Annotated in this window: 27 protein-coding genes; 3 read left to right on the top strand and 24 right to left on the bottom strand. The window is 41.7% G+C overall.

Translation table 11 applies throughout. The annotated features are described in order from the left end of the window. Positions 1 to 10 precede the first annotated feature (10 nt). From ACN076_RS02040 to ACN076_RS02030, 3 genes are read right to left on the bottom strand one after another with little or no spacing between them, the layout of a single operon-like run. On the bottom strand, positions 11 to 1,297 hold the full coding sequence (locus ACN076_RS02040) for a response regulator transcription factor (protein WP_261043261.1): 1,287 nt from the start codon (positions 1,295 to 1,297) through the stop codon (positions 11 to 13). 11 nt (positions 1,298 to 1,308) lie between these two features. Next, the gene (locus ACN076_RS02035; protein ID WP_420790053.1) at positions 1,309 to 2,979 is read right to left on the bottom strand and encodes a sensor histidine kinase; all 1,671 of its coding nucleotides are present in this window, start codon (positions 2,977 to 2,979) and stop codon (positions 1,309 to 1,311) included. Then, positions 2,957 to 3,571 carry a YesL family protein gene (locus tag ACN076_RS02030; protein WP_420790052.1) on the bottom strand — a complete coding sequence of 205 codons (615 nt, stop codon included), beginning with the start codon at positions 3,569 to 3,571 and terminating at the stop codon, positions 2,957 to 2,959. Before ACN076_RS02030 ends, ACN076_RS02035 begins: the two co-directional genes overlap by 23 nt. Positions 3,572 to 3,705: 134 nt before the next feature. On the opposite strand from ACN076_RS02030, the gene ACN076_RS02025 reads away from it, so the two are divergent. After that, positions 3,706 to 4,275, top strand: coding sequence for an MptD family putative ECF transporter S component (locus ACN076_RS02025; protein WP_101782095.1), 570 nt, complete (start codon positions 3,706 to 3,708; stop codon positions 4,273 to 4,275). Between the two features lie 29 nt (positions 4,276 to 4,304). On the opposite strand, the gene ACN076_RS02020 is transcribed toward ACN076_RS02025, so the two are convergent. The 18 genes from ACN076_RS02020 to ACN076_RS01935 form a co-directional block, all read right to left on the bottom strand. Next, complete coding sequence (locus ACN076_RS02020; protein WP_000444647.1) at positions 4,305 to 4,997, bottom strand: methionine ABC transporter permease; 693 nt, start codon at positions 4,995 to 4,997, stop codon at positions 4,305 to 4,307. A 1-nt stretch (position 4,998) separates the two neighbouring features. Beyond that, positions 4,999 to 6,060, bottom strand: a complete 1,062-nt coding sequence (locus ACN076_RS02015; protein WP_261043266.1) for a methionine ABC transporter ATP-binding protein — start codon at positions 6,058 to 6,060, stop codon at positions 4,999 to 5,001. Next, positions 6,053 to 7,426 carry a M20 family metallopeptidase gene (locus ACN076_RS02010; RefSeq protein WP_420790051.1) on the bottom strand — a complete coding sequence of 458 codons (1,374 nt, stop codon included), beginning with the start codon at positions 7,424 to 7,426 and terminating at the stop codon, positions 6,053 to 6,055. Before ACN076_RS02010 ends, ACN076_RS02015 begins: the two co-directional genes overlap by 8 nt. Positions 7,427 to 7,522: 96 nt before the next feature. Beyond that, on the bottom strand, positions 7,523 to 8,377 hold the full coding sequence (locus ACN076_RS02005; protein ID WP_070482468.1) for a MetQ/NlpA family ABC transporter substrate-binding protein: 855 nt from the start codon (positions 8,375 to 8,377) through the stop codon (positions 7,523 to 7,525). A gap of 153 nt (positions 8,378 to 8,530) precedes the next feature. Continuing rightward, positions 8,531 to 9,361 (bottom strand): amino acid ABC transporter substrate-binding protein, encoded by an 831-nt coding sequence (locus tag ACN076_RS02000; RefSeq protein WP_420790050.1) that lies wholly within the window; start codon positions 9,359 to 9,361, stop codon positions 8,531 to 8,533. 209 nt (positions 9,362 to 9,570) lie between these two features. Beyond that, a complete protein-coding gene (locus tag ACN076_RS01995; RefSeq protein WP_004263021.1) occupies positions 9,571 to 9,894 on the bottom strand; it encodes an AzlD domain-containing protein in 324 nt (107 codons plus the stop codon). Next, positions 9,884 to 10,579 carry an AzlC family ABC transporter permease gene (locus tag ACN076_RS01990; protein WP_000659743.1) on the bottom strand — a complete coding sequence of 232 codons (696 nt, stop codon included), beginning with the start codon at positions 10,577 to 10,579 and terminating at the stop codon, positions 9,884 to 9,886. Before ACN076_RS01990 ends, ACN076_RS01995 begins: the two co-directional genes overlap by 11 nt. Positions 10,580 to 10,819: 240 nt before the next feature. Next, positions 10,820 to 11,332 (bottom strand): HdeD family acid-resistance protein, encoded by a 513-nt coding sequence (locus ACN076_RS01985; protein WP_000036821.1) that lies wholly within the window; start codon positions 11,330 to 11,332, stop codon positions 10,820 to 10,822. After that, entirely contained in the window at positions 11,332 to 11,505 is a 174-nt protein-coding gene (locus tag ACN076_RS01980) for a hypothetical protein (protein ID WP_228111531.1), read from the bottom strand. Before ACN076_RS01980 ends, ACN076_RS01985 begins: the two co-directional genes overlap by 1 nt. 64 nt (positions 11,506 to 11,569) lie before the next feature. After that, complete coding sequence (locus ACN076_RS01975) at positions 11,570 to 12,016, bottom strand: TetR/AcrR family transcriptional regulator (protein WP_004254991.1); 447 nt, start codon at positions 12,014 to 12,016, stop codon at positions 11,570 to 11,572. 143 nt (positions 12,017 to 12,159) lie between these two features. After that, a complete protein-coding gene (locus ACN076_RS01970) occupies positions 12,160 to 13,386 on the bottom strand; it encodes an MFS transporter (RefSeq protein ID WP_004254988.1) in 1,227 nt (408 codons plus the stop codon). Positions 13,387 to 13,507: 121 nt separating this feature from the next. Beyond that, positions 13,508 to 13,792, bottom strand: a complete 285-nt coding sequence (locus ACN076_RS01965) for a bacteriocin immunity protein (protein WP_004254985.1) — start codon at positions 13,790 to 13,792, stop codon at positions 13,508 to 13,510. Positions 13,793 to 14,022: 230 nt separating this feature from the next. Continuing rightward, positions 14,023 to 14,886, bottom strand: a complete 864-nt coding sequence (locus ACN076_RS01960; protein ID WP_420790049.1) for an XRE/MutR family transcriptional regulator — start codon at positions 14,884 to 14,886, stop codon at positions 14,023 to 14,025. Positions 14,887 to 14,989: 103 nt separating this feature from the next. Further along, positions 14,990 to 16,000: a tRNA (adenosine(37)-N6)-threonylcarbamoyltransferase complex transferase subunit TsaD gene (gene tsaD / locus ACN076_RS01955; protein WP_414367860.1), complete on the bottom strand. Its 1,011-nt coding sequence runs from the start codon at positions 15,998 to 16,000 to the stop codon at positions 14,990 to 14,992. Further along, entirely contained in the window at positions 15,990 to 16,427 is a 438-nt protein-coding gene (rimI, locus tag ACN076_RS01950) for a ribosomal protein S18-alanine N-acetyltransferase (RefSeq protein WP_420790048.1), read from the bottom strand. Before rimI ends, tsaD begins: the two co-directional genes overlap by 11 nt. Then, positions 16,424 to 17,107: a tRNA (adenosine(37)-N6)-threonylcarbamoyltransferase complex dimerization subunit type 1 TsaB gene (gene tsaB, locus ACN076_RS01945; protein ID WP_049500720.1), complete on the bottom strand. Its 684-nt coding sequence runs from the start codon at positions 17,105 to 17,107 to the stop codon at positions 16,424 to 16,426. Before tsaB ends, rimI begins: the two co-directional genes overlap by 4 nt. Before the next feature lie 698 nt (positions 17,108 to 17,805). After that, positions 17,806 to 19,263, bottom strand: a complete 1,458-nt coding sequence (locus ACN076_RS01940) for an IS1182 family transposase (protein ID WP_101786106.1) — start codon at positions 19,261 to 19,263, stop codon at positions 17,806 to 17,808. Between the two features lie 15 nt (positions 19,264 to 19,278). Then, on the bottom strand, positions 19,279 to 19,473 hold the full coding sequence (locus ACN076_RS01935) for a hypothetical protein (RefSeq protein ID WP_261098219.1): 195 nt from the start codon (positions 19,471 to 19,473) through the stop codon (positions 19,279 to 19,281). Between the two features lie 280 nt (positions 19,474 to 19,753). On the opposite strand from ACN076_RS01935, the gene ACN076_RS01930 reads away from it, so the two are divergent. Together ACN076_RS01930 and rnjA are read left to right on the top strand one after the other, a co-directional pair. After that, entirely contained in the window at positions 19,754 to 19,987 is a 234-nt protein-coding gene (locus ACN076_RS01930; protein WP_000639571.1) for a DNA-dependent RNA polymerase subunit epsilon, read from the top strand. A 1-nt stretch (position 19,988) separates the two neighbouring features. Further along, positions 19,989 to 21,668 (top strand): ribonuclease J1, encoded by a 1,680-nt coding sequence (rnjA, locus tag ACN076_RS01925; RefSeq protein WP_261076676.1) that lies wholly within the window; start codon positions 19,989 to 19,991, stop codon positions 21,666 to 21,668. A gap of 66 nt (positions 21,669 to 21,734) precedes the next feature. Here the strand turns inward: rnjA and mnmG are convergent, their stop codons facing one another. From mnmG to mnmA, 3 genes are all read right to left on the bottom strand, one after another. Continuing rightward, on the bottom strand, positions 21,735 to 23,648 hold the full coding sequence (gene mnmG, locus ACN076_RS01920; protein ID WP_420790047.1) for a tRNA uridine-5-carboxymethylaminomethyl(34) synthesis enzyme MnmG: 1,914 nt from the start codon (positions 23,646 to 23,648) through the stop codon (positions 21,735 to 21,737). Positions 23,649 to 23,657: 9 nt separating this feature from the next. Then, positions 23,658 to 24,113 (bottom strand): NUDIX hydrolase, encoded by a 456-nt coding sequence (locus ACN076_RS01915; RefSeq protein ID WP_224218118.1) that lies wholly within the window; start codon positions 24,111 to 24,113, stop codon positions 23,658 to 23,660. Positions 24,114 to 24,253: 140 nt separating this feature from the next. Next, positions 24,254 to 25,375, bottom strand: a complete 1,122-nt coding sequence (gene mnmA / locus ACN076_RS01910; RefSeq protein WP_001282946.1) for a tRNA 2-thiouridine(34) synthase MnmA — start codon at positions 25,373 to 25,375, stop codon at positions 24,254 to 24,256. Between the last annotated feature and the right edge of the window lie 29 nt (positions 25,376 to 25,404).

Below are 25,404 nucleotides of genomic sequence, written 5' to 3'. Positions count from 1 at the left end.
AATACAAATCTTATAGTATCGTTTCTACCTGTTTTCGGTAGGCTTTGGGAGACTTTCCGCACAATTTTCGGAACACTTTATAGAAATATCCAACGTTACTGTAACCAACAGCATAACAAATATCTTCGATACTGTCACTAGTTGAAAGCAAGAGCTGCTGGGCAGCCTTAATGCGTTGTTTGTTTAGTAATTCTGCGAAGGTCGAATTGGTTTCTCGCTTAATCAACTGACCTAGATAGACAGGATTGATAAAGAGATCTTTACTGATATCCTTGAGGGAAAGTTCTTTCTGATAATCACGCCCAATGACTTCCAGCACACTGACCACATTTTCATTCATACGATATTGCCCAAAGAATCGAGTCAGAGTTTCCTTGATATAAGGAACCAATTCATCGAAGGATTGAATAGCATGAATGGTTTTGACGATATTCGTCATATCATCAGCTTTGAGATGTTCAAATAAGTGGAAAACATCCATGACAAACTGGATAAAAAGCTGTTTGGTAATCGGAACACGCGGTGTATTTTCAAGAACCACCTTCTCCAAAAGATTCAACTCTTCCACGATTTGATTGAGATTCCCCTGAATGATAACCCTATAAATCGGTTCGTAGTAGGTAAAGAGACTCTCAGACTGTTTTAGATTTACAGAACCGTAAAAGAGGGCTTTCTCAGCATTCAGCTTCCAGCGTTCAAAGTGTTCTTGATAAGGAGCTTCAAAGGGAGTAACGACTAAACCATCTAGGGGTTGGTCAGAAATGAAAATCTGCCAGTCTTGACCCAAGACATAGTAGGGAATGGTGAAGGAACCTTGCTTTTCCTTGGATAGACCTATCCACCAATTCTCCTTACCACCTAAATAACTAACAAATCCAGCCTCGTCTAAATCTTGACTGAGAGTCTGACTTTTCTTTCTTCTCTCGCCGAGCTGACCTGCAATCTTCTCCAGCAGATTTCCTAACTCTACCTTATCAACAGGCTTAACCAGATAGTCCACCACACTAAGATTCATTGCTCTTTTTACATAATCAAACTCCTGATAACCTGACAGCAGGATATAGGCGGCATCTGGTAAGATCTCTTTCATTTCCCGAATCATATCAAGCCCTGTTTTGTCGGGCATATTGACATCTGAAATAATGACATCGACGGGATTGTTCTGAACATATTCTAGGGCTTCATCGGCATGACTGGCTGTTGCGACGACCTCCATATCCCACTTATCAAAGGGAATCAAACGTTTCAGACCTTCTGTCACCATGTACTCATCATCTACTAATAATACTTTATACATTTTCTCCCTTTCTACTCATCTTGAATTGTAATACGATACTGAACACCTGCTTGCTCCGCAGACTCTATAGTAATGGCATAGCGATTCCCAAAATAGAGCACAAAACGCTCGTGTACATTGACGATCCCGATAGACTGCCTTTGGGCACTGTAGCTGGCTTGGTGTTCAAAATGTCTTTGCCTTAATTTTTCTCGAATACTTGCCAGTTTTTCAACCGATATTCCACGGCCATTATCGACCACCAAAATTTCTACAAAACCATCCTGTTTAAGCGCCTTGATGCTAATCACATTATCTGTCCGTCTGTGGTCAACACCATGAGCGAAATAATTTTCTACCAGCGGTTGTAAGGTAAATTTGGGAATCTTCATATTCTCTAGTTCTGGGTCTATCTTGAAACCATAGGCAATGGACTTGGGATAGCGAACCATGCAGAGATAACTGTATTTACGGCAAAATTCTAATTCCTGTTTGAGAAGAGTTTCTCTTTCGTCAGAAATATTGTTACGTAATAGACTACTGAACTCATAAATGATATCTGCCAACTCATCTTGACTTTGCATGACTGCGTACATACGTAAAAATTCCAGCGTATTATACATAAAATGAGGATTGATTTGCGCCTGCAGGGCTCGCATATTAGCATCTTTTTGACTAATCTCTAACTGGTAAATATCATGAATGTTCTTTTCCAATCGATCCAACATATCATTGGTCGTCTCCGCGATTAGGAGCAATTCCTGATCCTTTTCAAGCGTATCAATGCGAAGACCTTCTTGTCCTTGGGCAATAGCTTGGATAGAATCCACCAAATCCACTACCTGCTTTTGATAATTTGAGAAAGTCTTCCTCAAAGTCAGATAGAGAATGACAATAAAGAGAAGGCTCAAGCCCACAATCAAAGCAGAGCTAGTCACTGTTCCTTGTAAAACAAAGTTTTTGGGAACTGCCACCTGAACCTGATAGCCATGAGAGGTCACACCGACAAACCAGTTTTCATGCTCCCTATTGACCCTCTCACCAATATGAAAAATCTCCGTATCAAAAGGCGATGTCACAGTAACAGCCATCGGGATATGACCTCGGGTATTGTCTACAGCATGGTATAAGATTTCTGGATCCAAGGAGATATAAACAACCCCTATCGATTGATCCGTCGCTGGATCTAAAATAGGAACTCCAAAACTATTGGCCTCTGGTTTAAAGCCTTCCGCAAGTACCGAATGACCCCCTCTCTCATTTCTACTCGAAACATAAACTTCTTTAAAGTCCTGCAAGACGATTGCAACACCCGTTATATAGTCATTCTGAACATACAGGTCATCGATATTTTCATACAGAGAAATAGAAGTTGACGAAGCCGCTTGATGCTCCAACAGCCAATAAAAATACTCAGAAGTTGACAGGCTAAAGTACTTATAAACCCCTTGTATTCGGTCTTGATTGGCTACTAAATCTTGCGCTAGCTGGGCTGACTCGCGATAATAATACTCCACCTCTTCGACTGTTCGAGTGGTTACACGCTGGGCTACTCTTTGAGCTTCCTTTTCCCGTGAATCCCAGTCAGCGTAAGAGAGTAAGATTGCAAAACTCGCAATAATAATCATCATAACTGAACTGTAGGTTCTCAGAAGCGTATGTAGCCAAAACTGCTTCATTCTACTTTGTCGCCAATTTTTCATGGATACTTTCATAGACCGGTTCCAACATATCACTGATAAAGAAATGCCACATCCCAATTCCTACAAAGAAAAGTAGGGCAGGCATATAGTAACCAATTGCCACAAGTAGCACTGTGCCAAGGAGAACCTTTGCCACAGCCGCTAAGCTCATAAAGATGCCAATCAAGGATAATTTGAGACTATTTCGATAAGACAAGCCAAAATAAACTTGCAATTTCAAAGATACTGTATAAGCCAAAAAGATCAGGGCAACTACTAGAACATTTAAAAAGGTCGCAATCAAATGAATAATAGTCTGATGAGGCAATTGCACCAAGAGATACAGGCCATATACCAAAACTAGATCCACCCCTAAAAAGCTATAGAAAATCAGGTTGCTTGAGACGAAATTTTGCTTATAAAGAGACCACGCCTCCTTCAAACTGTATTCCCGAAAGCTATAACCATGTTCTGCATATAGGCTCATCAAGGTGGCACTAGCCGGCGCTAGACCAAGGATAATCCCTCCTGCTAAAGTTAATAGCCAAAAGAAGGCTGTCGCAATCATCCCTAAAAAGAAACGATTAAAGACAAAGTCTAAAAATCTCCCCATGATATCCTCCTAAAAATAACTATGAAACTATTATATCATATTTCAAGCGTTTTCAAAAACTTCTAGTGCCCATTTACAATCCCATCAAACCGTGATACAATGAGAATTGTGAAAAAATGATCAGGAGACAATTCATGAAGAAATCTATCTTAACTACACTGCTTTTTGCAGTTCTTTACTTCCTCTGCATGGGGATTGGTGTCCTTTTGGGCAATCTCTTTGACCAAACTGGAAACATGTTTTATGCGCCTGCTTTTACTGCCCTTGTCGGCGGTAGCGTCTATATGATTCTGGTCGCAAAAGTTCCGCGCTTTGGAGCCATTACCACTATCGGCCTTGTCATCGCCCTCTTTTTCTTGGGAACTAAACACGGTGCTGGTGCCTTCCTTCCTGGAATTATCTGTGGTCTGCTAGCAGATGGAGTAGCTAACCTAGGAAAATACAAGGACCAAACAAAGAATTTCCTTTCTTTCATACTCTTTGCCTTTAGCTCAACTGGTCCAATCTTACTTATGTGGATTGCCCCCAAAGCCTATATAGCAACCCTTCTAGCAAGAGGAAAATCCCAAGAATATATCGACCGTATCATGGTTGCTCCAAATCCTGGAACCATCCTTCTATTTATCGCAAGTGTTGTCATCGGAGCCCTAGTGGGGGCCTTGATTGGACAAGCCTTGAGTAAAAAATTTGCACAGAAAATCTGATTACTAAAAAAGAGCCACACGGCTCTTTTTTATTTATGACTCAATTTTTTGGTCAAGAAATCTCCCAAAAATTGGATTGCAAAGATAATCAAAATGATAATGATGGTTGCTAAGATGGTCACATCGTGATTGTAGCGGTTAAATCCATAAGCGATAGCTACGTTACCGATACCACCAGCTCCAACCGCACCGGCCATAGCTGTTTCACCAACAAGGGAAATCAAGGTCACAGTCGTCACACGAATCAAATCTGGCAGACCTTCTGATAGGTAAACACCCACGATATCCCAGAATGTCGCTCCGCTAGCTTGAGCCGCCTCAATGACACCACCATCTAGCTCAGCCAATACCACCTGTACTTGACGGGCAAAGAAGGCAAAGACCGCAAAAGATAGCGGTACGATAGCCGCATTTGGACCAATGCTTGTTCCTACGATTAGATGAGAGAAGGGTGACAAGACTGCCAAGAGAATGATAAATGGAACCGCACGGAAAATAGACGTGATTTTATCTAAAATCCAGAAAACGACCTTATTTTCCAAGACACCACCTGGCGCTGTCAAGACAAGGAAGAGACCTGCCACTAGCCCCAAGAAACCTCCGATGATGAAGGAAAGAACTGTCATATAGAGGGTTAGGTAGATGGCTGTTCCCCAGCCTGCTTGACCAGCCCAGCCCATTTTATAAACATTTGGTAAATAGGTTTGAATCAATGATTCCATCTTACTGTCCTCCCTTCAATACTTTTAGTTGTACGCCTGCTTGACGAATGGCTTCTTGGGCACCTGCTAGCGCTGCTTTTTCACCTGACAAGACCACAACTAATTCTCCAACAGGAGTACCATCGAGGATTTCAATATTTCCATAGAGGATATTAGCCGTTACTTGATAATGCTTGTACAATTCATTCAAAAGTGGCTCGTCTGTTGAAGCACCTGCATACTTGAGTTGAACTAAAAGACTGTTTTCAGACAGATGTTGCACAATTTCTTGCTTCTCGATTTTGACCATGGCTTCGTCAATACCTGTAGCTGTTGAGATAAAGTCTTGAGTCAAAGGTTGTTTAGGGTCTGAGAAGATTTCAAGAACACTACCCTCTTCAATCAAATGCCCGCCCTGCATAACTGCCACACGGTTGGCAATGTCTTTGACAATCTGCATTTCATGCGTAATCAAGACAACAGTCAAGCCTAATTTTTGGTTCAAATCTTGCAACAAGGCCAAAATCTGCTTGGTTGTCTTAGGGTCAAGGGCAGAAGTTGACTCATCTGAAATCAAGATTTTTGGATCATTGGCCAAGGCACGCGCAATGGCCACACGCTGTTTTTGCCCTCCAGATAATTGTGAAGGGTAATTTTCAGCACGGTCTGCCAAGCCAACCAAGTCCAACAACTTGGCTACTTTCGCCTTCTTTTCTTCCTTGCTGAGTCCAGAATGTTTAAGGGCAAAGGCTACATTCTCCTCTGCTGTCTTTTGGCTCATCAGGTTGAAATGCTGGAAAATCATTCCAATATCTTGACGTTTACGACGCAACTGCTCGGCCGTCAAGGTCACCTTACCATCAAAAATCACATCGTCGTCAATGGTAATTTTCCCTGCAGATGGTTTTTGCAAGAGGTTAATCACCCGTACAAGGGTTGATTTCCCTGCTCCAGAATATCCAACGATTCCGTAGATATCCCCTTCTTGGATGTGAATGGTCACATCCTTGACCGCTGTGATAGTTCTCTTTTTTTGATGAAAAGTCACATCGATCTGATCTAACTTGATAATATCTCTACTCATAGCTTCTAATCAGCTCCTCTACTAATTCAATATGGGTGTAGTAATCGGCGATTCGCACATTTTCATCTCCACCGTGGTCTCGGCTATTGGCATTTCCTAGACCAAAAGCTACCATTGGTACCTCTAGGGCATCAAAGACCGTATGCATAGGCCCTGTCCCCGCTGTTGTCGGCAAGACTGAAACGCCCTGTGGATAGAATTTCTTTGCCAACTCGATTACATTGAGAATGGCTGGCGCGCTCATATCGCTTCGATAGCTCATCTCTCCCAAGGTATAGTATAATTCTACCTTATCAAAGCCATTTTTGTCTAGCTGTTTCCGAATTTTTTCCAGAACATCATGCGGTTCTAAGCCAGGAACCAAACGAACTTCTAGCTTGGCACTAGCTTCTGCAGGCAAAATCGTTTTAACTCCTTGCCCTTGATAACCTGACTGAATCCCTTCGATATTAAGGGCTGGCTCGAAAAAGAAACGTTTTAGAAAGGCTGCGCGGTCCTCTTGTAAAAGAGGCAATTCCAAACCATAAATCTGGCTGATTTCCCCTGGATTTCGTTGGGCATAAGTATCTACCAAGCCTAATTCTCGTTCATTTGGCTCTTGTACTTTTTCGTACAAACCTTCAACCAAGATACGGCCATCTGCTGCACGAAGAGACTGTAAGGCTTGAAGGAGGTACCACGGAGCTGATTCCACAACCCCACCATAACTAGAGTGGATATCCACATCAGCACTTTTTACCTTGGCATCAAAGGTCACAATCCCCTTATTTCCACCAGAAATTTCTAGCTGTTCCAAGGCATTTTTGGTTCCTTGTTCCCAGACCAATAAATCCGCACCACGGAGTTTGTCCGCATGTTTTTCCAGATACTTATCCAGGTCTGTCGAAGCCGATTCCTCCGCTCCCTCCATGATAAAACTGATATTGACAGGCAGGTCATCGTGGTGCTGCATGTATTTTCTCAAAGCACTTAAACGAGCCGTGATATGACCTTTATCATCGTCAACCCCACGCCCATACATGAAGCCATCGCGGACCGAAAGCGTAAAAGGATCCTCTGTCCACACCTGATCCCCATCCGCTGGCACAGTGTCATAGTGGTTATAGAAAATCAAGGTTTTGGCATCTGGACGCGAACTCTTGAAATGTGCCATGACAAAGGGCGCCGTATAAGTATCATCAATCTCCACTTCAGCCCCAACGCGCTTGAAAATCTCACCCAGATAGGTTGCGACTTCCTTAAGTCCAACCTGCTGGGCAAAGACCGATTTCTTAGAAATCAAGGTACGCAAAACCTCAAAATAATGCTGGGCTACATGATCCTTTTCAAATTTTTCAATCTGTTCTTGTTCACTAGGAAAAACCATATTCTCTCTACCTTTCTATGAACTACTCTTCCTGACAATCCATGCTCTATACAAAAGCAAGAGGTGGAATTCTCTCTCCCACCTCCCTGTTTCTTATTACCAAACTGGTTGATCCAAACCGTCTGATGTTTCTTCGATAACTTTTTTCACTTCATCTGTGTGGTAAGCTGCGATCACTTTCTTGATAGCATCAGCCTTAGGTGATGATTCCCAATCTTTTTTCGCAACGATGATGTTATACCATTGTTTTGAGTTTTCATCAGCTTGTTCTTTGAAAAGTGCTTTCTTGTAGTCCAATTTTGCTTCTGTAACGAAAGTATTGTTTACAACGGCAGCGTCAACTGATGACAATGAACGAGCTGTTTGGCTAGCGTCCAATTCAGTGATTTTCAAGTTCTTTGGATTTTCTTTGATGTTAGCAACTGTTGCAAGAGCAGTTCCTGAAACGTCCAATTTAATCAAGCCAGCTGATTGAAGCAAGTAAAGCGCACGGCTTTCGTTTGTAGCATCGTTTGGTACAGCGATTTCTCCGTTTGCTGGGATGTCTTCTACTTTAGTGTACTTGTTGTCACTTCCATTCAAACCTGAGTAAAGGCGAATTGGAGAGATGTAAGTATCTGCAATCGCTACAAGGTCTTTTCCGTTTTCTTTGTTCCAGTTGTTCAAGAAGTTGTAGTGTTGGAAAGCGTTCAAGTCTACTTCGCCATCAGCAGTTGCCTTGTTTGGTTGTGAGTAGTCTGTGAACTCTGTAAATTCCAAGGTGATTCCGTCTTTTTTAACCAATTCTTGGATTTTGTCCCAACGTTTTTCTTCAGAACCGCTACGGTTAACAGTTGCGATTTTGATAGTTGTTGCATTGTCTGCTTTCTTTTCTGAGTTTCCGCAAGCTGCAAGAGCCAAACCTGCGACTGTAGCAAGAGCTGCCACACCAAGCCATTTTTTAATTTTCATGATTCTTTCTCCTTAAAAATAATACCGTACTAGTATCTCACAATTTATTTGATTTCACAAATTGTTATTAGATAGTCAGATATATAGTTTAAAACTATATCCTTAAAAACTGAGAAATCATCCACCTTATTCAGAATGGATGATTTCAAAAAATTATTTAATATCAGCTTCTGCTGGTAGGTAAGTGTCTCCGAAGAATTGTTTAGACAATTTTTCAAGAGTTCCGTCTTTGTAGAGTTCTTGGATACGTTTGTCTACAAATGTTTTCAACTCATCTTGACCTTTAGCAAGAAGTGGGTAAACATAAGGTTGTTGGTCGCTTGGAAGTTCGATCACTTTCAAGTTGTCCAAACCTTGGTCCTTGATGACTGTTTCAACACCGATTTTATCAAAAATCTTGTAGTCAAACTGGCCATCGCTCAAGCGTCCCATGATTTGTTGGAAGTCTGCTTTAGTATACTTTAGGACAGTTGGATTATCTGAGTGTTGTTTGTTGTAATCTTCTAGCTGTTTAGCAGATGTTGTCCCTTGAACAACTTCTGTTGATTTTCCACCGATATTATCAAGCGATTTGATGCTAGGGTCATCTTTTTTCACTACAAGAACGTTAGGGTTTTTAGCAGTTGGAGCTGCATAAAGGTATTTTTCAGCACGTTCTTTAGTGTAGCTGATGTTGCTAACAGCCATATTGTAACGGTCAGCATCAAGTCCTGCAAAGACTCCTGACCACTCTGTCTTCTCGAACTTGACATCATACTTGTCAGAGTCTTTAAAGATAGCGCGAACCACTTCAATTTCGTAACCAGTCAATTCGCCATTTTCTTCATAGTTGAATGGTTTTGGTGTAGCATTGGTTGCAACGATAATTTCTTTCTTGCTAGCTGCTTCTCCTTCTTTCTTAGCACCACCTGAGCAAGCTGCTAGTACACCTGCAGCAACAAGACCAAGGGCAGCAAGAGATGAGTATTTAACGATTTTTTTCATGTCATTTCCTCCAAAATAGAATACCTTATAATCTTAACAGAAAAAGACCATTTACGCCATTATATGATATCTATATCTGTGATAGGTTTTCTTTATGGCTGATTTATACTCAATGAAAATCAAAGATCAAACTAGAAAGCTAGCCGCAGGCTGTACTTGAGTACGGCAAGGTGAAGCTGACGTGGTTTGAATTTGATTTTCGAAGAGTATTAAAAGACCAAACGTAAAACTGCAATCAAGACCACTCCAAAGAGAACTGTTCCGACTAGATTGCGGTAACGAAAGGCCACCCAAGCTGTTGGAAATACGGCTAAGAAGTCCAGCCATTTGATTTGAGGAAAACTCCCAACCTTACCTGTCACTACGCTTGAAAGAATCAAGGCAAAGATAATAGAAACAGGCAAGAATTTCAAAAAACGCTCAACGATTGCAGGCAAGCCCTTATACTTGACCAAGATGAAGGGAATCATACGGGGAATCCAAGTCACCAAGCCAGAGAAAATAACTGCTAATAAAAGATACTTACTGACCATCTAAAACCACCCCCATTGTACAACCTAGCAAGGTCGCAAACAGAACAGCTAGCGACTGAGACACCACTGTTAAGAGTAAAAAGAAGGACACCGCAACAACTGCTAGGATAATGAGCAGATTGCGGACAGGAATCCGTCTTTGCATAATCTGGAATTGCGAAGCAAAAATTCCAATGAACATCCCAACCAGGGCAAAATCCAAGCCAAAGATTTCTGGATTTGGCAGCAGACCACCCAGAGCCGTTCCGACAACTGTTCCCACAAACCAAGCCACATAGCTGTTGAGATTGTTTCCGTGCATCCACATAGGATTGACCTTGTCTGTATGGGCTAACTCGCCCATCAAAACGCCATAAGTCTCATCCGTCAAGAGACTAGACATACCGATATTTTGCCAGAGACTGGTATGACGGAAATAGGTTGACGCATGCAAACTCAACAAAAAGAGACGCAAATTAATCAAAAAGACCGTCATAGCAATAGCTGCCACAGGTGCTTGAACCGCAATCAGTGCCAACATGGCAAACTGGGCACTCCCAGCATAAACAAAGAGGCTCATCAAGCCCATCTCAACAGGTGTCACATAGGGCGCACCAATAATCCCACAGGCCAAGCCAATACTGACATAACCAAGGGCCGTTGGCATGGCCGCCTGCGCCCCCTCCCAAAATCCTTTTTCTTTCATCTTTCTCCTCATATTGTCTTAATAATACTCAATGAAAATCAAAGAGCAAACTAGAAAGCTGGCCACAGGTTGCTCAAAACATTGTTTTGAGGTTGCAGATAGAAGCTGACGCAGTTTGAAGAGATTTTCGAAGAGTATAAGTAGGCTGAAAAGGCTCCAGCCATAGCATGGACTATTATAACACATTCAGGAAAGAGAAAAAAGTCTGCTGATTGTAATCAGACAGACTCCATTTTATTCTTATTTAATCTTGAAGAATTGAACAATTGCCACAATACCTTGATAAATAAAGACAAAGGCAATGGTGTAACTAATATAGAGACCGGTCATCAATGGGTGTCCCATCATGATTAAACCTGCTACGATTCCTAAAATCCCCATCCAAACTAGAGGGGTACCTACCGATTTATCCGTCTTACGAACCTTGAAACCAACGATAGTTTTTGTAATACCATTTGTCAAGGCCCATAAAGAAATGATAAATGGTACAAATGTTACCATTTCAATAAAGCTACCTGAGAACAAGGTAAGAGCGAGGATGAGGGTAACAATTCCTCCAAATAAATTCCAGCCATGCTTTTCTTCTGATTTGAAGTATTGTACAATCTCAGAAATCCCTTGAACTGCAAATACAAGTGCAAACCAGAAAGTCATGGAAGCCAAGCTAATAAGAGGATGTGCAAACATATTAAAACCTACAAAAACTGCAAAAATACCCGCAATTAGTAACAACCATTTCCAAATTTTCGACATTATTTTTCTCCTTTTTTAGAGGAATCTTCCTCTAGTATTCCATAAATCATCATATCCAAAACCTGTGATAATTGATGTTCATATCCTGAAACCAAGTCAGGCAAACTGCTATCTGACGAAACAGTTAAATAATAGGAACGAAACATATCCTGAATCAATCGCAGATAGTCCATAGCTCGTTTCTCATCAATATGCTCTTTCAGTTTGGATTCTGATATAAGTTTTTGACAAACTTGTTCATTCAAGTCCAAAAAGATAGCTTTTGGATTCTGATATAAGTTTTTGACAAACTTGTTCATTCAAGTCCAAAAAGATAGCTTTCTGTGGTGCAATGTCTGCTTCCAATTCTTCTGGTGTCGCAATCATTGCCTCAAAGAAAATGTGGCTATGTTCTGGGTATTGCTGATAAAATTGGTGACGTCTTTCCATATAATCAGCTAAGGAGGGCACTTGACCTTCCACCCCCAGAAACACTGCCAAAGCTTTCTCAAAACTCTCCTGAAAACAAGTTAGATAGAGGTCTGATTTCCCTGAAAAATTATGATACAAAACTCCTTTGGAAATACCATCCACTTTACAAAGTTCATTGATGACAAAACCTTGATAGCCTTTTGTAGCAAATTCAAACAAAGCAGCGGTAATGATTTTCTCTCTTCGTAGTCTTGTTTTTTCTTCTTTTCTCATGTATTTATCTCTACATTTTTTAATTATAAACCGATTGGTCTGAAGTGTCAAGCAACTTTCTCAAAAATTTAACAGTCTGCTGATTGTAGCCATCATAAACAGACTGGAATCCAGTCTCAAACATATAATATACACATTCTTCGCTAAATGTTTTCACGGATATTCAAGAGTATGATAAAGGCAGCTAGAAGAAATAGCAATAAAACAAAGCTAACTGCCAGAGTTCCAAAGCTAGTAGCAATGGTTACCAAAGCTATTGTAAATAAGCTAGGTAAAACAACTGTAATGGCACCGATAGAGGATTGAACTGCTCCCATTGACTCCTCAGGTATTTGTTTAAAAATGAGTTCCTGTAATCGAGGAGAGAGGATACCTGCGAAAAAGGCATCCAAGGCACTAAAGATAAGAATCCAGTCAAAACGAACTGCCACAAAGCCAACTAAAAGGAGTAATTGGATAATAAGCGAGGCATATAGGGCTAGTTTTATGGAGATTGTATTCTTCAGATAGCCACTCACAAGGCTTCCGACAATAAGGGCTGACAATTCAAGGGTGGATAACAAGGCAAGAGATTGACCTGTTTGTAAATTCAAAAAGGGCTGATTCCTCAAAAACAGAGTAGAAACAGGAACTGTAACATTTATCACTGCTTGACTAATAGAGATAATAAACAAAACCAAGAGCACCTTATTCATATTCCATATCAATTTTGATGATTGGAGCAGATGCTGGCAAAAGGATTTTACAGAGAGTCCTTCTTGATAGCTAATCGTTTTTTCTACTTTCAAGAGGTCTGTTTTTATGAAAAGAATACCTAAAAATGCGATTAAAAAGGTCAGAGCATTCAGTAAGGAAATAGACTGGATAGATAGAATACCTAGTAAGACTCCTCCTAGAATATTACTGATTGTTTTCACTAAACTAACAGTTGACTGTTTAAATCCAATAGCTTCTGCCAGATGGTCTTGCCCAATAATTCTAATGAAAATCGGAGTGAGCATGGCGCCTGAAAAATAACTCAATGTGTCAGATAAGAGGTTAATCAGACAAATAAATGCTACTAATAACAAGGAAAAGGACTGCCCTGAAAGTGATAAAGAAACGATAGAGTAAAGCAAAAATTTTGCAAAACTAATCATTGTATATTTTAGGACACGATGATGTTGAAAATCCGCCAAAACTCCCAGAAAGATTTGCAGAACTTGAGGAAGGGTTTCTGAAATCGTGATCAGTAAAATCGCCAAAGGGGCAAAAGATGCATCTGCCACATAATTCAAAAAGGCCAGATAAAAAATCGTATCCCCAACCGTTGAAATCCACTGGTTGATGGTTAATTGCCTAAAATTTCTATTTTGAAGAAATACTTTCATCACAACTCCTTTTAAAGTTCCAGTGTATAGAAAACAAGACTTGGTTTAATATTGAACTCCAAGCCTTGCTCATATTCAGATTCATCCATTATATGATGTTCATGCCGTATTTTATAATAAATCATATCTTAAAAATACCAGACCACACTATTCCCTGCTTGTATTTAGCTTCTTTCTTTTGGACAAATTTTGCTAAATCCAACAACTCTGTCGGCGGTTCACCTTTAAAGCTCAACAATTCTTTAGAGACGGCAAAAGAAAGACGTACAGCTAACAAATCTTCATTAGTACTAGAGAACTGTTTTGCTGTTTCCAGCAATTGCTTCCTAAATTCTTCCGTCAAGCTAATTTCTTTATTATTGTATAGGGAATGAATTAACATTTGTAACTGACTTTGTTTTTCCATCGTTTACCTCATTTTATCTAGGACGCCAAGTTTCACTTTTAGTCCAGCCATTTACAGTATGCTCATAATTAAACATATACTGTACGAATTCCCATCTATAAACCACTTCTGCGACTTAGGATCTGCTTGAAGTGCTTTACAAGGATAGTATAACACGAAAATTAGCTTATTTTAGAAAATCGCATATTTGATATTTTTTCTTATAGAAATTTCAGATTTGCAATTGTTGACTACTCAATAAGTTCTTTGTATTGCTTCAAACGCAATGCGAAGAGGGCTGTTAATTGTGGATTTTCTAATACTTGCAGAGATTGGATAAAGTGTTCAATCTCTTTTTGATTGTTTCCTTTGGTTTGAAGGAAAATACTCATTTTCTTTAAAAATTGCCTCAATACTTTTTCAAAAACATCGTATGGACGAAGCATACTCTCCAGCTCAGCTTCAAAGATTGGGATGTAAGAGAAAAGTTTGCGCTCCATGAGCTCTGATATAATATTCAGAAATCCACTTTTCATATACAGTCTATTATGTACCAACTCTTTAAATTCCTTAGATTTCTCAAGTAAAGTGGTTGATAAAAATATCAAATCTTGATTGCTCAAGAAAGGCATGGTATTACAGAATATATAGAGTTCAAACCAGGTCCAAGACTCAATAGCGTAGAGGTAGGTAGTTAAAAACTCGCTATCCTCCTCTGCTAGCGGATAGCTTTTATCTAAGGAATGGATAGCATCTTTAATCACAATGGCATTCAAACGACGATAGGTCTCTGCCATCTGTTCTTGCTTGATTTTCTCCAACAGTTGCTCTAAGCCAGCGATATCTTGGTGGGCAAAGCGATCCACAACCTTTCTGCCAAATCGCATATGTGGAGATTCTTGATAGTTGTTGAGTTTGTGCCCAAATTCATCAAAGGTCACATTGATCCCTTGGATAGCTAGGATTAGCTTGTCCGCAGATAGCATAGACTGCCCTAGTTCAAACTTGGACAACTGAGAAGCTGTTAGTCCCTCACAGGCCACATCTGACTGCTTGAGTTTTCTCGCCAAGCGCAATTCCTTGTAAAATTCCCCCAATTCCATTCTCTCAATCATCTGACTACCTCCTAGCTTTTGCATATTATATCATTATTTTTATGGTTTTGTCAAAATATTCTGACATTTAAGAGAGCAAAAAAGCCAGCCTTAAGCTGACTCCTTATTCCATGGTATCAAAAGCGAGACTTGGTTTGGCATTGAGGTCCAAGTTTGCAAAGTTTTCTTTGTTCCACTCGCTGACGCTGGCATAGGCAATCATACCTGCATTGTCTCCGCAGAGGCGCAGAGGTGGGATGATAACCTTAACATCTGTGATTTCGGCCGCTAGGCGTTCTCTGAGACCTTTATTGGCTGCCACACCACCTGCCACGACTAGAGTTTTAACAGGGTATTTCTCCAAAGCCTTCTTAGTTTTTGCCATGAGAATATCCAGGACAGCTGCTTGGAAGGATGCACACAAGTCCTCTGTAGACAGACTTTCTCCCTTTTGCTCGGCATTATGGTGAAGATTGATAAAGGCAGATTTCAAACCTGAGAATGAAAACTCCAGATTATCTTCCTTAATCATGGCACGAGGAAAGTCATAAATATCCTGCCCCTGATGAGCCAGCTCGTCAATCTCACGACCGGCAGGATAGGTCAAGCCCATGACACGGCCGACCTTATCATAGGCCTCACCAACCGCGTCATCTCGCGTTTCCCCAACAATCTTGTAGTCACCAGCCTCCGAAACATAAACCAACTCTGTGTGTCCACCGCTGACCAAGAGGGCTAGCAAGGGAAACTCCAAAGGCTCCACGCTCTGAGCTGCCATAAGGTGACCAGCCATGTGGTTAACGGGAATCAGCGGAAGTCCATGTGCCCAAGCAAAGGCCTTAGCAGCTGATAAACCAACTAGTAAAGCTCCCACCAAGCCAGGTCCATAGGTAACCGCCACAGCTGTTACATCGTCTTCGGTAATCCCTGCTTCTGCCAACGCCTCCTCGATGCAGGCTGTAATGACCTCGACATGGTGACGACTGGCTACTTCTGGCACTACGCCCCCAAAACGTTTGTGGCTCTCAATTTGACTAGCAATGACATTAGACAAGAGCTCATCGTCGTTTTTCAAGACGGCGACACTGGTCTCATCACAGGATGTCTCAAATGCTAAAATATATCTATCCTTCATCTATTTCTCTCTTCATGATAATGGCATCCTCGACTGGATCATGGTAATAAGCCTTTCGCTCAGCGATGACTGCCATCTTTTCTTTCTTGTAAAATGCTTGTGCTCGGTGATTTGACTTTCTGACTTCGAGGAAAATCTCCTTGTCTGTCGGCAATTGAGCAAACAAGGCTGATGCAATTCCCTGACCCTGATAGGTTTGTTTGACAGCGATTTGCAGGACTTCTGCCTCAAAAAGATTCTCCTGCACAGCTAGAAAGCCAATCACTTCTTCCCCATCATAAGCTAGAGCATACCAAGTCTGGTCTTGGGACAGGTCTGCTTGGATTTGTTCCAGCGTCCAAGGACTGACTGGGTAAACATCAGCCATGACTGCGTAGATGGCTTGAGTCAAGTCAGGTTGCTGTTTGATTCGTTTGATTTCTATCATAGGCGTTTAATGTAAGACTCGCCAGACTCGGTGTGGTTCTTGAGCCAGTTTTCCTCAGCCTCAACACGCTTGAGGTAATTCGGCACAAAGTCATGCAAGGAGTCTGCTTCCTTGTCCCAAGCCAAAAGAGCAAGATTGGCTGCATTAGGCAAGGTTTCTTTGTAATTAGTCCTTGGCAAGTGTTCTTGAATCTGCTCCACAAAGGGGGCAACTTCTCCGACAAAGGTTACCTGACTAGCACCCTTGATTAGCTCAATCACTCGCTCAAAGGGCAGGTGTGCTTCTGGCATGACAGGTTTAGCATTTTCATAAAATCCTGCGTAAACATTGTTGCGACGCGCATCCATCAAGGGGACAAACAAGCCTTCTTGTTGGTATGGCACCAGAGCCAAGAGGCTAGACATACCAACCAACTCGATGTTCAGAGTGTGAGCTAAGGTTTTAGCAGTTGCTACCGCAATTCGCAAACCTGTGTAGCTACCTGGCCCTTCCGCTACCACGATTCGGTCCAAATCCTTGGGTGTCCAATCCAAACTTGCCATCAAAAAATCGATGGCAGGCATAAGGGTAATACTGTGATTTTTCTTGATATTAATCGTCGTCTCGGCAAGAACCTGCTTGTCCTCTAAAATAGCGAGAGAAAGAGCCTTGCTGGACGTATCAAAAGCTAATACTTTCATAACACATTCCTATCTTTTTGTCTGCTTACTATTATACTACAAAAGCTGGCACATGGGAATTTTCTTTATCCCCAAACAAAAATGCCTATACTTAGCTAAAAAATAATTCGCAAATAAAATTCAAAAAAATGCTCACTTTTCCTTTTCTTTTCCGAATATAAAAGTGAACAAGAAAATTGAAAGGACCTTCGTAAAAAGTTTGGTAAGTCATGCTAGATAAAAGACACATTTTTAGAAGGATAAATTTTATTATCTTTATCTCTTACAGTTTGCTCAACATTCTCAATGATTTAAACATTACTACTATCCCTTTACCAATTGATCTATCTGTTTGTATTGTTTTATTTTTATGCTTCAACTCTATTTTTGAGCAGAACAATGACTCCCATAAAAATAATAAGCCCTGAAAATTCCATTGTCATGTCATTTTAGAAAAATACAAAGACCACCTCATCTTGATAGATGAGGTGGAATTTTCGTGTCGTAAATCTACTATCTCTATATCTCCAAACAAAAAGCCCCAGCATAAGCAGGGCATCTAAGCATTTAATCCAAAGTAAAATACAAACCAAACGACATAGGTTACGAGGAGAAGAAAAAGCGAGTAGAGAGTCACGAGTCCACTGAAAAAATAGGTCTCTTACTTTTAATGAAATGAAAACCGAGGAATCTCTCGTTAATTTGAGCGAGTTCCTCGGTTATTTTGTATTTATTAAGGTCATAATTCGTTTCATATTGACCACGAAGATGGTTGTGGCTGCCTGTAACTCCATGCTGAAAAGACCCGATGCTCTCGCGACATCAAAGCCATGTCTCTGTTTTAGTTCGGCATTCTTTGCTTCGATTTTATAGCGATGTCTGGCCATTTCTTTAAAATAAGGTGTTTCCTGAAATTTCTTCTGGAAAAGATGGTCGTCACTCTTAATGGCTATTGAATAAGTTTTAGACTTTGCCCCCTCCTTATAACATCCTTCCTTGGAAAGGCAACTCTTGCACTTCTCAATGTCAAAGTAATGAGTGACAACTTGATTCTTATTTTGATATTTTTTCCCTGTCCTTGCTTTGCGAACAGCCATGTGTCCTTCTGGACAGACAAATAGCCCTGCATCTTTATTAAATTCAAACGCATCCTCTTCTTTACGGTAACCTTTTGAAACTGAAGGGTTCAGTTTTGACACCAAATGAATCTTTTCTTTGCGAGCTAGTTGAATATTGTCCTTTCCTGAATAAGCCGCATCACCAATAATAGTCTCGATGTCCAGACTATTTTCCTTTGTTTTGGCATATAACTCAGGTAAATATTTCCCATCGCTTTGTTCACCAGAAGTGACCACACAAGCAGTAATAATCCGTTCATCCGTCATAGCGATATGACTTTTATATCCATAGAAAGAGCTGTCGGCTGTCTTATGTCCAAGCCTAGCCTCCTCCTTAACAGAAGCTTCCAAGTGTTCTAAGTCGTCCTCGACAGCCTCTTTTAGGTAATTGAACTTTTGAGACACAGCCGGTAGGGCTAAGAGTTCCTCGTGTTTTTCAACCACAGCCATTAATTCCTCTGTATAGGTCAACTCTGCTTCGAGGTTATCTTCCTGAGGTTTCTTTGGAAATTCTATTTTGATATCTTCTGAATGTTGATAAATTGTTTTACGTAAAGCTTTTGAACGCTCTCTAAGGATTTCTTGGGGTTTCTTATGATTATAATGAGATTTGGTGTGAGTGGCATCCACAATGAGGATTTTACTCTTAATCAAGTTATGTTCGAGTGCAATTTGAACAGACTTCTGAATCAATACATCAAGCAGTTTATCATCTTTAATTCTTAGCTTTCTAAATTTTGTCAAAGAGGATGGCTCGATAACAGAATCCTCAGGAGCTAGACCAAGAAAAAATTTAAAGGCCATATCTGACAAGGAACGTCCTACCACATCTACATCTGATAACTTATAAATATCTTTTAACAAGAGATATTTGAACATCATAATCGGTGAATAAGCTTTACGCCCAAAATCGGGACGATAATTCTTTTCTAGTTCATCATAAATAAAGCTAAAATCACAGAGTTCAGTTAGCTGACGTAAAAAGTGGGTTTTAGGAACCACGATATCATACAAACTAGAATAAGGACTGACATCCATAGTTAACTGATTATCAAGCATTATTTCACCTCATCTCTAGTATAACAAAAAAGCCATCAATTTAATGACTTTTTCAGTAGGCTCGAGAGTCACAAAGGTAATTTTCCACAAGAACTTGGTTTGTCGTCGTTCCAGTTTGGCAAATAGAAGATTCCCTCCATAAACGCAAGCAACAAAAACAATAAAAGCTACCAAGCGAGCTCCGATAGCAAAAGCAAATAAGTTATACATAGGGCAACCTCCTTGACTTAAAAACTATATGGAATTATGACAAGCAATAAATTCCACTTCCGTTATTAATATAACACATTTTCTTCGTTTTTGCAAGCGCTTACTAAAGGAATTATCCCATGACTTTCTCGTTTCCGTCTTTTACTAATTTTTCATTTTGTGGTATAATTGAAATAATTGTAACGAATCAAGGTCAATCTAGACACAAAATGGAATGAAATCAAGCAAATATCTGCTAAAAGTTTGGAATAAGCTGACCTGTAAAATAGAAAGGAACTATATGATTTACAAAGTTTTTTATCAAGAAACAAAAGAACGTAGCCCACGTCGTGAAACTACACGCGCACTTTACCTAGACATCGATGCCAACTCAGAACTTGAGGGCCGTATCGCTGCTCGCCAACTTGTCGAAGAAAATCGCCCAGAGTACAATATCGAGTATATCGAACTCTTGTCTGACAAATTGCTAGATTACGAAAAAGAAACTGGCGCCTTCGAAATTACGGAGTTCTAATATGGCCTATACTCTTAAACCTGAAGAAGTCGGCGTTTTTGCCATCGGTGGTCTGGGAGAAATCGGGAAAAACACATACGGGATTGAATACCAAGACGAGATTATCATCGTCGATGCTGGGATTAAATTCCCAGAAGATGACTTGCTTGGTATCGACTATGTTATCCCTGACTACTCTTACATAGTAGACAATATCGACCGCGTCAAGGCTGTCTTGATCACACACGGACACGAGGATCATATCGGTGGAATTCCATTCCTACTCAAGCAAGTAAATGTCCCTATCTATGCTGGACCGCTTGCCTTGGCTTTGATCCGTGGAAAACTCGAAGAACACGGTCTCTTGCGCAACGCTAAACTTTACGAAATCAACCACAACACTGAGTTGACCTTTAAAAATCTTAAGGCAACTTTCTTTAGAACCACTCACTCTATTCCAGAGCCTTTGGGGATTGTCATTCATACTCCTCAAGGGAAAATTGTCTGTACGGGTGACTTCAAGTTTGACTTAACACCAGTTGGTGAACCAGCAGATTTGCACCGTATGGCAGCCCTTGGTGAAGACGGTGTACTCTGTCTCCTGTCTGACTCAACAAATGCAGAAGTGCCAACCTTTACCAACTCTGAAAAAGTCGTTGGTCAGTCCATCATGAAGATTATCCAAGGTATTGAAGGACGTATCATCTTTGCATCCTTTGCCTCAAATATCTTCCGTCTCCAGCAAGCAACAGAAGCCGCTGTTAAGACTGGACGTAAGATCGCGGTCTTTGGTCGTTCCATGGAAAAGGCCATTGTCAACGGAATCGATCTTGGCTACATCAAAGCTCCTAAAGGAACCTTTATCGAGCCAAATGAAATCAAAGACTACCCTGCAGGCGAGGTTCTTATCCTCTGTACAGGTAGTCAGGGTGAACCTATGGCAGCCCTCTCTCGTATCGCCAACGGAACCCACCGTCAGGTGCAACTCCAACCAGGTGATACCGTTATCTTCTCTTCAAGTCCAATCCCTGGAAACACTACTAGCGTCAACAAGCTGATTAACATCATTTCAGAAGCTGGTGTCGAAGTTATCCACGGTAAGGTTAACAATATCCATACATCTGGACACGGTGGTCAGCAAGAGCAAAAACTTATGCTCCGCTTGATTAAGCCAAAATACTTCATGCCTGTCCACGGTGAATACCGCATGCAAAAAGTCCACGCTGGACTAGCGGTGGATACTGGTGTTGAAAAGGACAATATCTTTATCATGAGCAATGGTGATGTGCTTGCCCTTACTGCTGACTCAGCTCGTATCGCAGGTCATTTCAACGCCCAAGATATCTATGTCGATGGAAATCGTATCGGTGAAATCGGCGCAGCTGTCCTCAAAGATCGTCGTGATCTATCTGAAGACGGTGTCGTTCTGGCAGTCGCAACTGTTGACTTCAAAGCGCAGATGATTCTGTCTGGACCAGACATCCTCAGTCGAGGCTTTGTCTACATGAGAGAGTCTGGCGACTTGATTCGCCAAAGCCAGCGTATCCTCTTCAATGCAATTCGTATCGCACTGAAAAACAAGGATGCTAGCGTGCAATCAGTCAATGGTGCCATTGTCAACGCTATTCGCCCCTTCCTCTATGAAAATACAGAACGTGAACCAATCATCATCCCGATGATCCTCACACCAGATGAAGAATAATACTCTTTGATTTTCATTGAATACAAGATCAACAAAACAGCCCCGATTTTTCGGAGCTGTTTTTCTCTATGCTTTCTTTTCTTGATTTTTAGAAATACTACGATTTTTACCTTCCAGATACACCATCAAAATAGAAATATCTGCTGGGTTTACTCCCGAAATACGGCTGGCTTGGCCGATGGTTTCTGGATTGATAAGTTTGAACTTCTGACGAGCTTCCGTCGCAATAGAATCAATATCATCCCAATCAATATTTGCTGGAATACGTTTTTCTTCCATGCGTTTCATCTTGGCTACCTGATCCATGGCTTTGGAAATATAGCCTTCGTACTTGATTTCTGTTTCAATCAATTCGATAATCTTGTCATCCAAGTCCTCTGCTGCTGGTCCGATGAAGGCTACCACATCTTGGTAAGAAACTTCTGGACGGCGAAGGAATTCCTTGGCTGTCACTGCATCGGTCAACGGCTTGAAGCCCATCTCCTCAACCTTGGCATTTGTTTCCTTGACTGGCTTGAGTTTGATGCTATCTAGGCGCTTCATCTCATTTTCAAATTGATTTTTCTTGATTTCAAAGCGAGTCCAGCGTTCATCATCCACAAGTCCAATCTCGCGTCCCATCTCTGTTAAACGCATATCGGCATTGTCATGACGGAGAATGAGACGGTATTCAGCACGACTGGTCAATAGACGGTAGGGTTCAATGGTTCCCTTGGTCACCAAATCGTCAATCATGACCCCAATATAACCGTCACTTCGTTTTAGAATCAACTCAGGTTTACCTTGGATTTTCAGAGCGGCATTAATACCCGCGATAATTCCTTGGCCTGCTGCCTCTTCGTAACCTGATGTTCCATTTGTTTGACCAGCAGTGAAAAGTCCGGAGATTTTCTTGGTTTCCAGAGTCGCACGCAACTGATGAGGCAAGACCATATCATACTCAATGGCATAACCTGTCCGCATCATCTCTGCATTTTCCAAACCTTTGATGGAATGAACCAAGTCACGCTGGACATCCTCAGGCAGACTGGTTGAAAGTCCTTGAACATAGACTTCCTCAGTATTGCGCCCTTCTGGCTCAAGGAAGAGTTGGTGGCGTTCCTTGTCTGCAAAGCGCACAATCTTGTCCTCAATTGATGGACAGTAACGAGGTCCCACTCCCTTGACCACACCTGTAAACATAGGCGCACGGTGGAGGTTATTTTGGATAATTTCATGGCTGGTACCATTGGTGTAGGTCAACCAGCATGGCACCTGATCCTTGACATAATCCTCATCACGTGAAGTGTATGAGAAATGATTAGGCGCTTCGTCTCCTGGCTGAATTTCTGTCACATCGTAATTGATAGAAGAAGCCTTGACACGTGGAGGGGTTCCTGTCTTGAAACGACCGATTTCGAGGCCCAGTTCCTTGAGATTGTCAGCAAGGTTAATAGAAGCCAAACTGTGGTTAGGACCTGATGAGTACTTGAGGTCACCGATGATAATTTCCCCACGGAGGGCCGTCCCTGTCGTCACGATAACGGCCTTAGCAGCATATTCTTGATGGGTCGCTGTACGAACACCGACAACTTTGCCGTCTTCCACCAAAATCTCATCAATCATGGTTTGACGAAGGGTCAGATTCTCTTGATTTTCAACTGTCTTGCGCATTTCCTTAGAGTAAAGCTCCTTGTCAGCCTGCGCACGAAGGGCACGGACAGCTGGACCCTTCCCTGTGTTGAGCATCTTCATCTGGATGTAAGTCTTGTCAATGGTTTTGGCCATCTCGCCACCGAGGGCATCAACTTCACGCACGACAATCCCTTTGGCAGAACCACCGATAGAGGGGTTACAAGGCATGAAAGCCAGCATTTCAATGTTGATGGTCGCAAGTAAGACCTTACAACCCATACGGCTAGCGGCCAAGGAAGCCTCGACCCCAGCGTGTCCCGCACCGATTACAATAATATCGTATTCTTCAGTAAAATGATAAGTCATATTTCTCTCCTATTCCTCAAAATGAATGTGTCTTAGTTGGCCGCCCCAATCTGGTAGGGCTGTTTTTAGAAAGGCTGGAACTAGATTGATACCCTTAAGCTTGTCTAAGTCAATCCACTCACAGGGCTGCCTTTTCTCATCTTCCTGCATGGTCAATGGGGCATCTTCCAGCAAGTCCACCAGATAATGAAACTCGATATTGTGATAGGAAACACCGTCCTGTTCAAAACGATTTTCAACAACAAAAGCTAGCTGGCCAGCTTGAGCTTTGACACCCAGTTCTTCCCTCACTTCACGGACTACCGCGTCTTCCGTGCTTTCATTGACTTGAATCGCACCACCAATTGTGTAATACTTGCCCTTATCTTTGGTGACTAGAAGCTTGCGATTTTGAAGAATCAAAGCTGTCGCCCGAACACCAAAAACCGTATTGTCTACTTTTGTCCGAAAGTCTTGCTGAGTCATTCTTGTCCTTTCCCTTAAACGACACAAAAACAGTCAAAACTCCAAAGAAGTGCAGGACAAAAAAGCCTGCAACATCCATGAGCTTTGACCATCATTTCTATTGCTGTTATTATTGTAGCAAATTGAGAAAATTTGTCAATCTAAATGTACTGACAAACTTGTCCGTCACGGTAAGCATTGTCAATCAAGCCACCACCTAGACACTCTTCGCCATCGTAAAAGACAACTGCCTGTCCTGGTGTGATGGCGCGTTGCGGTTCTGCAAAGATAACCTCTGCCTTATCTCCTTTGACATGTACTGTCACCTTCGAATCAGGTTGACGGTAGCGGAATTTAGCCGTACATTCGAGCGTAAACTCCTCTGGCATCTCACGAGTAAAGTGGACTTGGCTAGCCTCTAGGCTGGTTGACATGAGCGAATCATGGTAGAAACCTTGGCCTACATAGAGAATATTCTTGCTTAGGTCTTTTCCGACAACGAACCAAGGAGCATTGTCTCCACCGTGTTGACCCCCGATACCGAGACCACCACGCTGACCAATCGTATAGTACATAAGGCCGGCATGCTCGCCCATATCGCGACCATCCACAGTCATCATGCGACCAGGCTGAGCTGGCAGGTAGTTGCTGAGGAAATTTTTAAAGTTCTTTTCTCCGATAAAGCAAATCCCTGTCGAGTCTTTCTTCTTAGCAGTTGCAAGGCCTGCTTCTTCTGCTAGTCTGCGAACTTCAGGCTTTTCCAAATGCCCCAGTGGGAACATGGTTTTTTGAAGTTGTTCTTGCGAAAGTTGGCTGAGGAAATAGGTTTGGTCCTTGCCATTGTCCACGCCACGAAGCATGTGAACGATGCCATCCTCATCACGTGCCACTCGGGCATAATGCCCAGTCGCTACATAGTCTGCCCCCAAGGTCATGGCATAGTCCAAAAAGGCCTTAAACTTGATTTCCTTGTTACACATAACGTCTGGATTTGGCGTGCGTCCTGCACGGTATTCCGCTAGGAAATACTCAAAAACGCGGTCCCAGTACTCTTTTTCAAAATTGACAGAGTAGTAAGGAATGCCAATCTGGTCTGCCACCGCAGCCACATCCTTGTAATCTTCGGTCGCCGTACAGACGCCGTTTTCATCTGTGTCGTCCCAGTTCTTCATGAAGATACCGATCACATCGTAGCCCTGCTCCTTGAGCAAAAGAGCCGTCACCGACGAATCAACACCACCACTCATCCCCACGACAACACGTGTTTTAGAGTTATCACTCATGGTAAGTCTCCCATCTATTCGTTTATTCA

This window comes from Streptococcus sp. K0074 (assembly GCF_048843365.1).
Lineage (GTDB): Bacteria > Bacillota > Bacilli > Lactobacillales > Streptococcaceae > Streptococcus > Streptococcus mitis_BM.
Note: the sequence above shows the minus strand (reverse complement) of the source record. Positions and strands in the feature narration are given on the sequence as shown.

Excerpts from the sequence above, each read along its gene's own strand:
- ACN076_RS02040 (WP_261043261.1), bottom strand. The coding sequence starts at position 1,297 with ATGTATAAAGTATTATTAGTAGATGATGAGTACATGGTGACAGAAGGT.
- ACN076_RS02035 (WP_420790053.1), bottom strand. The coding sequence starts at position 2,979 with ATGAAAAATTGGCGACAAAGTAGAATGAAGCAGTTTTGGCTACATACG.
- ACN076_RS02030 (WP_420790052.1), bottom strand. The coding sequence starts at position 3,571 with ATGGGGAGATTTTTAGACTTTGTCTTTAATCGTTTCTTTTTAGGGATG.
- ACN076_RS02025 (WP_101782095.1), top strand. The coding sequence starts at position 3,706 with ATGAAGAAATCTATCTTAACTACACTGCTTTTTGCAGTTCTTTACTTC.
- ACN076_RS02020 (WP_000444647.1), bottom strand. The coding sequence starts at position 4,997 with ATGGAATCATTGATTCAAACCTATTTACCAAATGTTTATAAAATGGGC.
- ACN076_RS02015 (WP_261043266.1), bottom strand. The coding sequence starts at position 6,060 with ATGAGTAGAGATATTATCAAGTTAGATCAGATCGATGTGACTTTTCAT.
- ACN076_RS02010 (WP_420790051.1), bottom strand. The coding sequence starts at position 7,426 with ATGGTTTTTCCTAGTGAACAAGAACAGATTGAAAAATTTGAAAAGGAT.
- ACN076_RS02005 (WP_070482468.1), bottom strand. The coding sequence starts at position 8,377 with ATGAAAATTAAAAAATGGCTTGGTGTGGCAGCTCTTGCTACAGTCGCA.
- ACN076_RS02000 (WP_420790050.1), bottom strand. The coding sequence starts at position 9,361 with ATGAAAAAAATCGTTAAATACTCATCTCTTGCTGCCCTTGGTCTTGTT.
- ACN076_RS01995 (WP_004263021.1), bottom strand. The coding sequence starts at position 9,894 with ATGGTCAGTAAGTATCTTTTATTAGCAGTTATTTTCTCTGGCTTGGTG.
- ACN076_RS01990 (WP_000659743.1), bottom strand. The coding sequence starts at position 10,579 with ATGAAAGAAAAAGGATTTTGGGAGGGGGCGCAGGCGGCCATGCCAACG.
- ACN076_RS01985 (WP_000036821.1), bottom strand. The coding sequence starts at position 11,332 with ATGTCGAAAATTTGGAAATGGTTGTTACTAATTGCGGGTATTTTTGCA.
- ACN076_RS01980 (WP_228111531.1), bottom strand. The coding sequence starts at position 11,505 with ATGGACTATCTGCGATTGATTCAGGATATGTTTCGTTCCTATTATTTA.
- ACN076_RS01975 (WP_004254991.1), bottom strand. The coding sequence starts at position 12,016 with ATGAGAAAAGAAGAAAAAACAAGACTACGAAGAGAGAAAATCATTACC.
- ACN076_RS01970 (WP_004254988.1), bottom strand. The coding sequence starts at position 13,386 with ATGAAAGTATTTCTTCAAAATAGAAATTTTAGGCAATTAACCATCAAC.
- ACN076_RS01965 (WP_004254985.1), bottom strand. The coding sequence starts at position 13,792 with ATGGAAAAACAAAGTCAGTTACAAATGTTAATTCATTCCCTATACAAT.
- ACN076_RS01960 (WP_420790049.1), bottom strand. The coding sequence starts at position 14,886 with ATGATTGAGAGAATGGAATTGGGGGAATTTTACAAGGAATTGCGCTTG.
- tsaD (WP_414367860.1), bottom strand. The coding sequence starts at position 16,000 with ATGAAGGATAGATATATTTTAGCATTTGAGACATCCTGTGATGAGACC.
- rimI (WP_420790048.1), bottom strand. The coding sequence starts at position 16,427 with ATGATAGAAATCAAACGAATCAAACAGCAACCTGACTTGACTCAAGCC.
- tsaB (WP_049500720.1), bottom strand. The coding sequence starts at position 17,107 with ATGAAAGTATTAGCTTTTGATACGTCCAGCAAGGCTCTTTCTCTCGCT.
- ACN076_RS01940 (WP_101786106.1), bottom strand. The coding sequence starts at position 19,263 with ATGCTTGATAATCAGTTAACTATGGATGTCAGTCCTTATTCTAGTTTG.
- ACN076_RS01935 (WP_261098219.1), bottom strand. The coding sequence starts at position 19,473 with ATGTATAACTTATTTGCTTTTGCTATCGGAGCTCGCTTGGTAGCTTTT.
- ACN076_RS01930 (WP_000639571.1), top strand. The coding sequence starts at position 19,754 with ATGATTTACAAAGTTTTTTATCAAGAAACAAAAGAACGTAGCCCACGT.
- rnjA (WP_261076676.1), top strand. The coding sequence starts at position 19,989 with ATGGCCTATACTCTTAAACCTGAAGAAGTCGGCGTTTTTGCCATCGGT.
- mnmG (WP_420790047.1), bottom strand. The coding sequence starts at position 23,648 with ATGACTTATCATTTTACTGAAGAATACGATATTATTGTAATCGGTGCG.
- ACN076_RS01915 (WP_224218118.1), bottom strand. The coding sequence starts at position 24,113 with ATGACTCAGCAAGACTTTCGGACAAAAGTAGACAATACGGTTTTTGGT.
- mnmA (WP_001282946.1), bottom strand. The coding sequence starts at position 25,375 with ATGAGTGATAACTCTAAAACACGTGTTGTCGTGGGGATGAGTGGTGGT.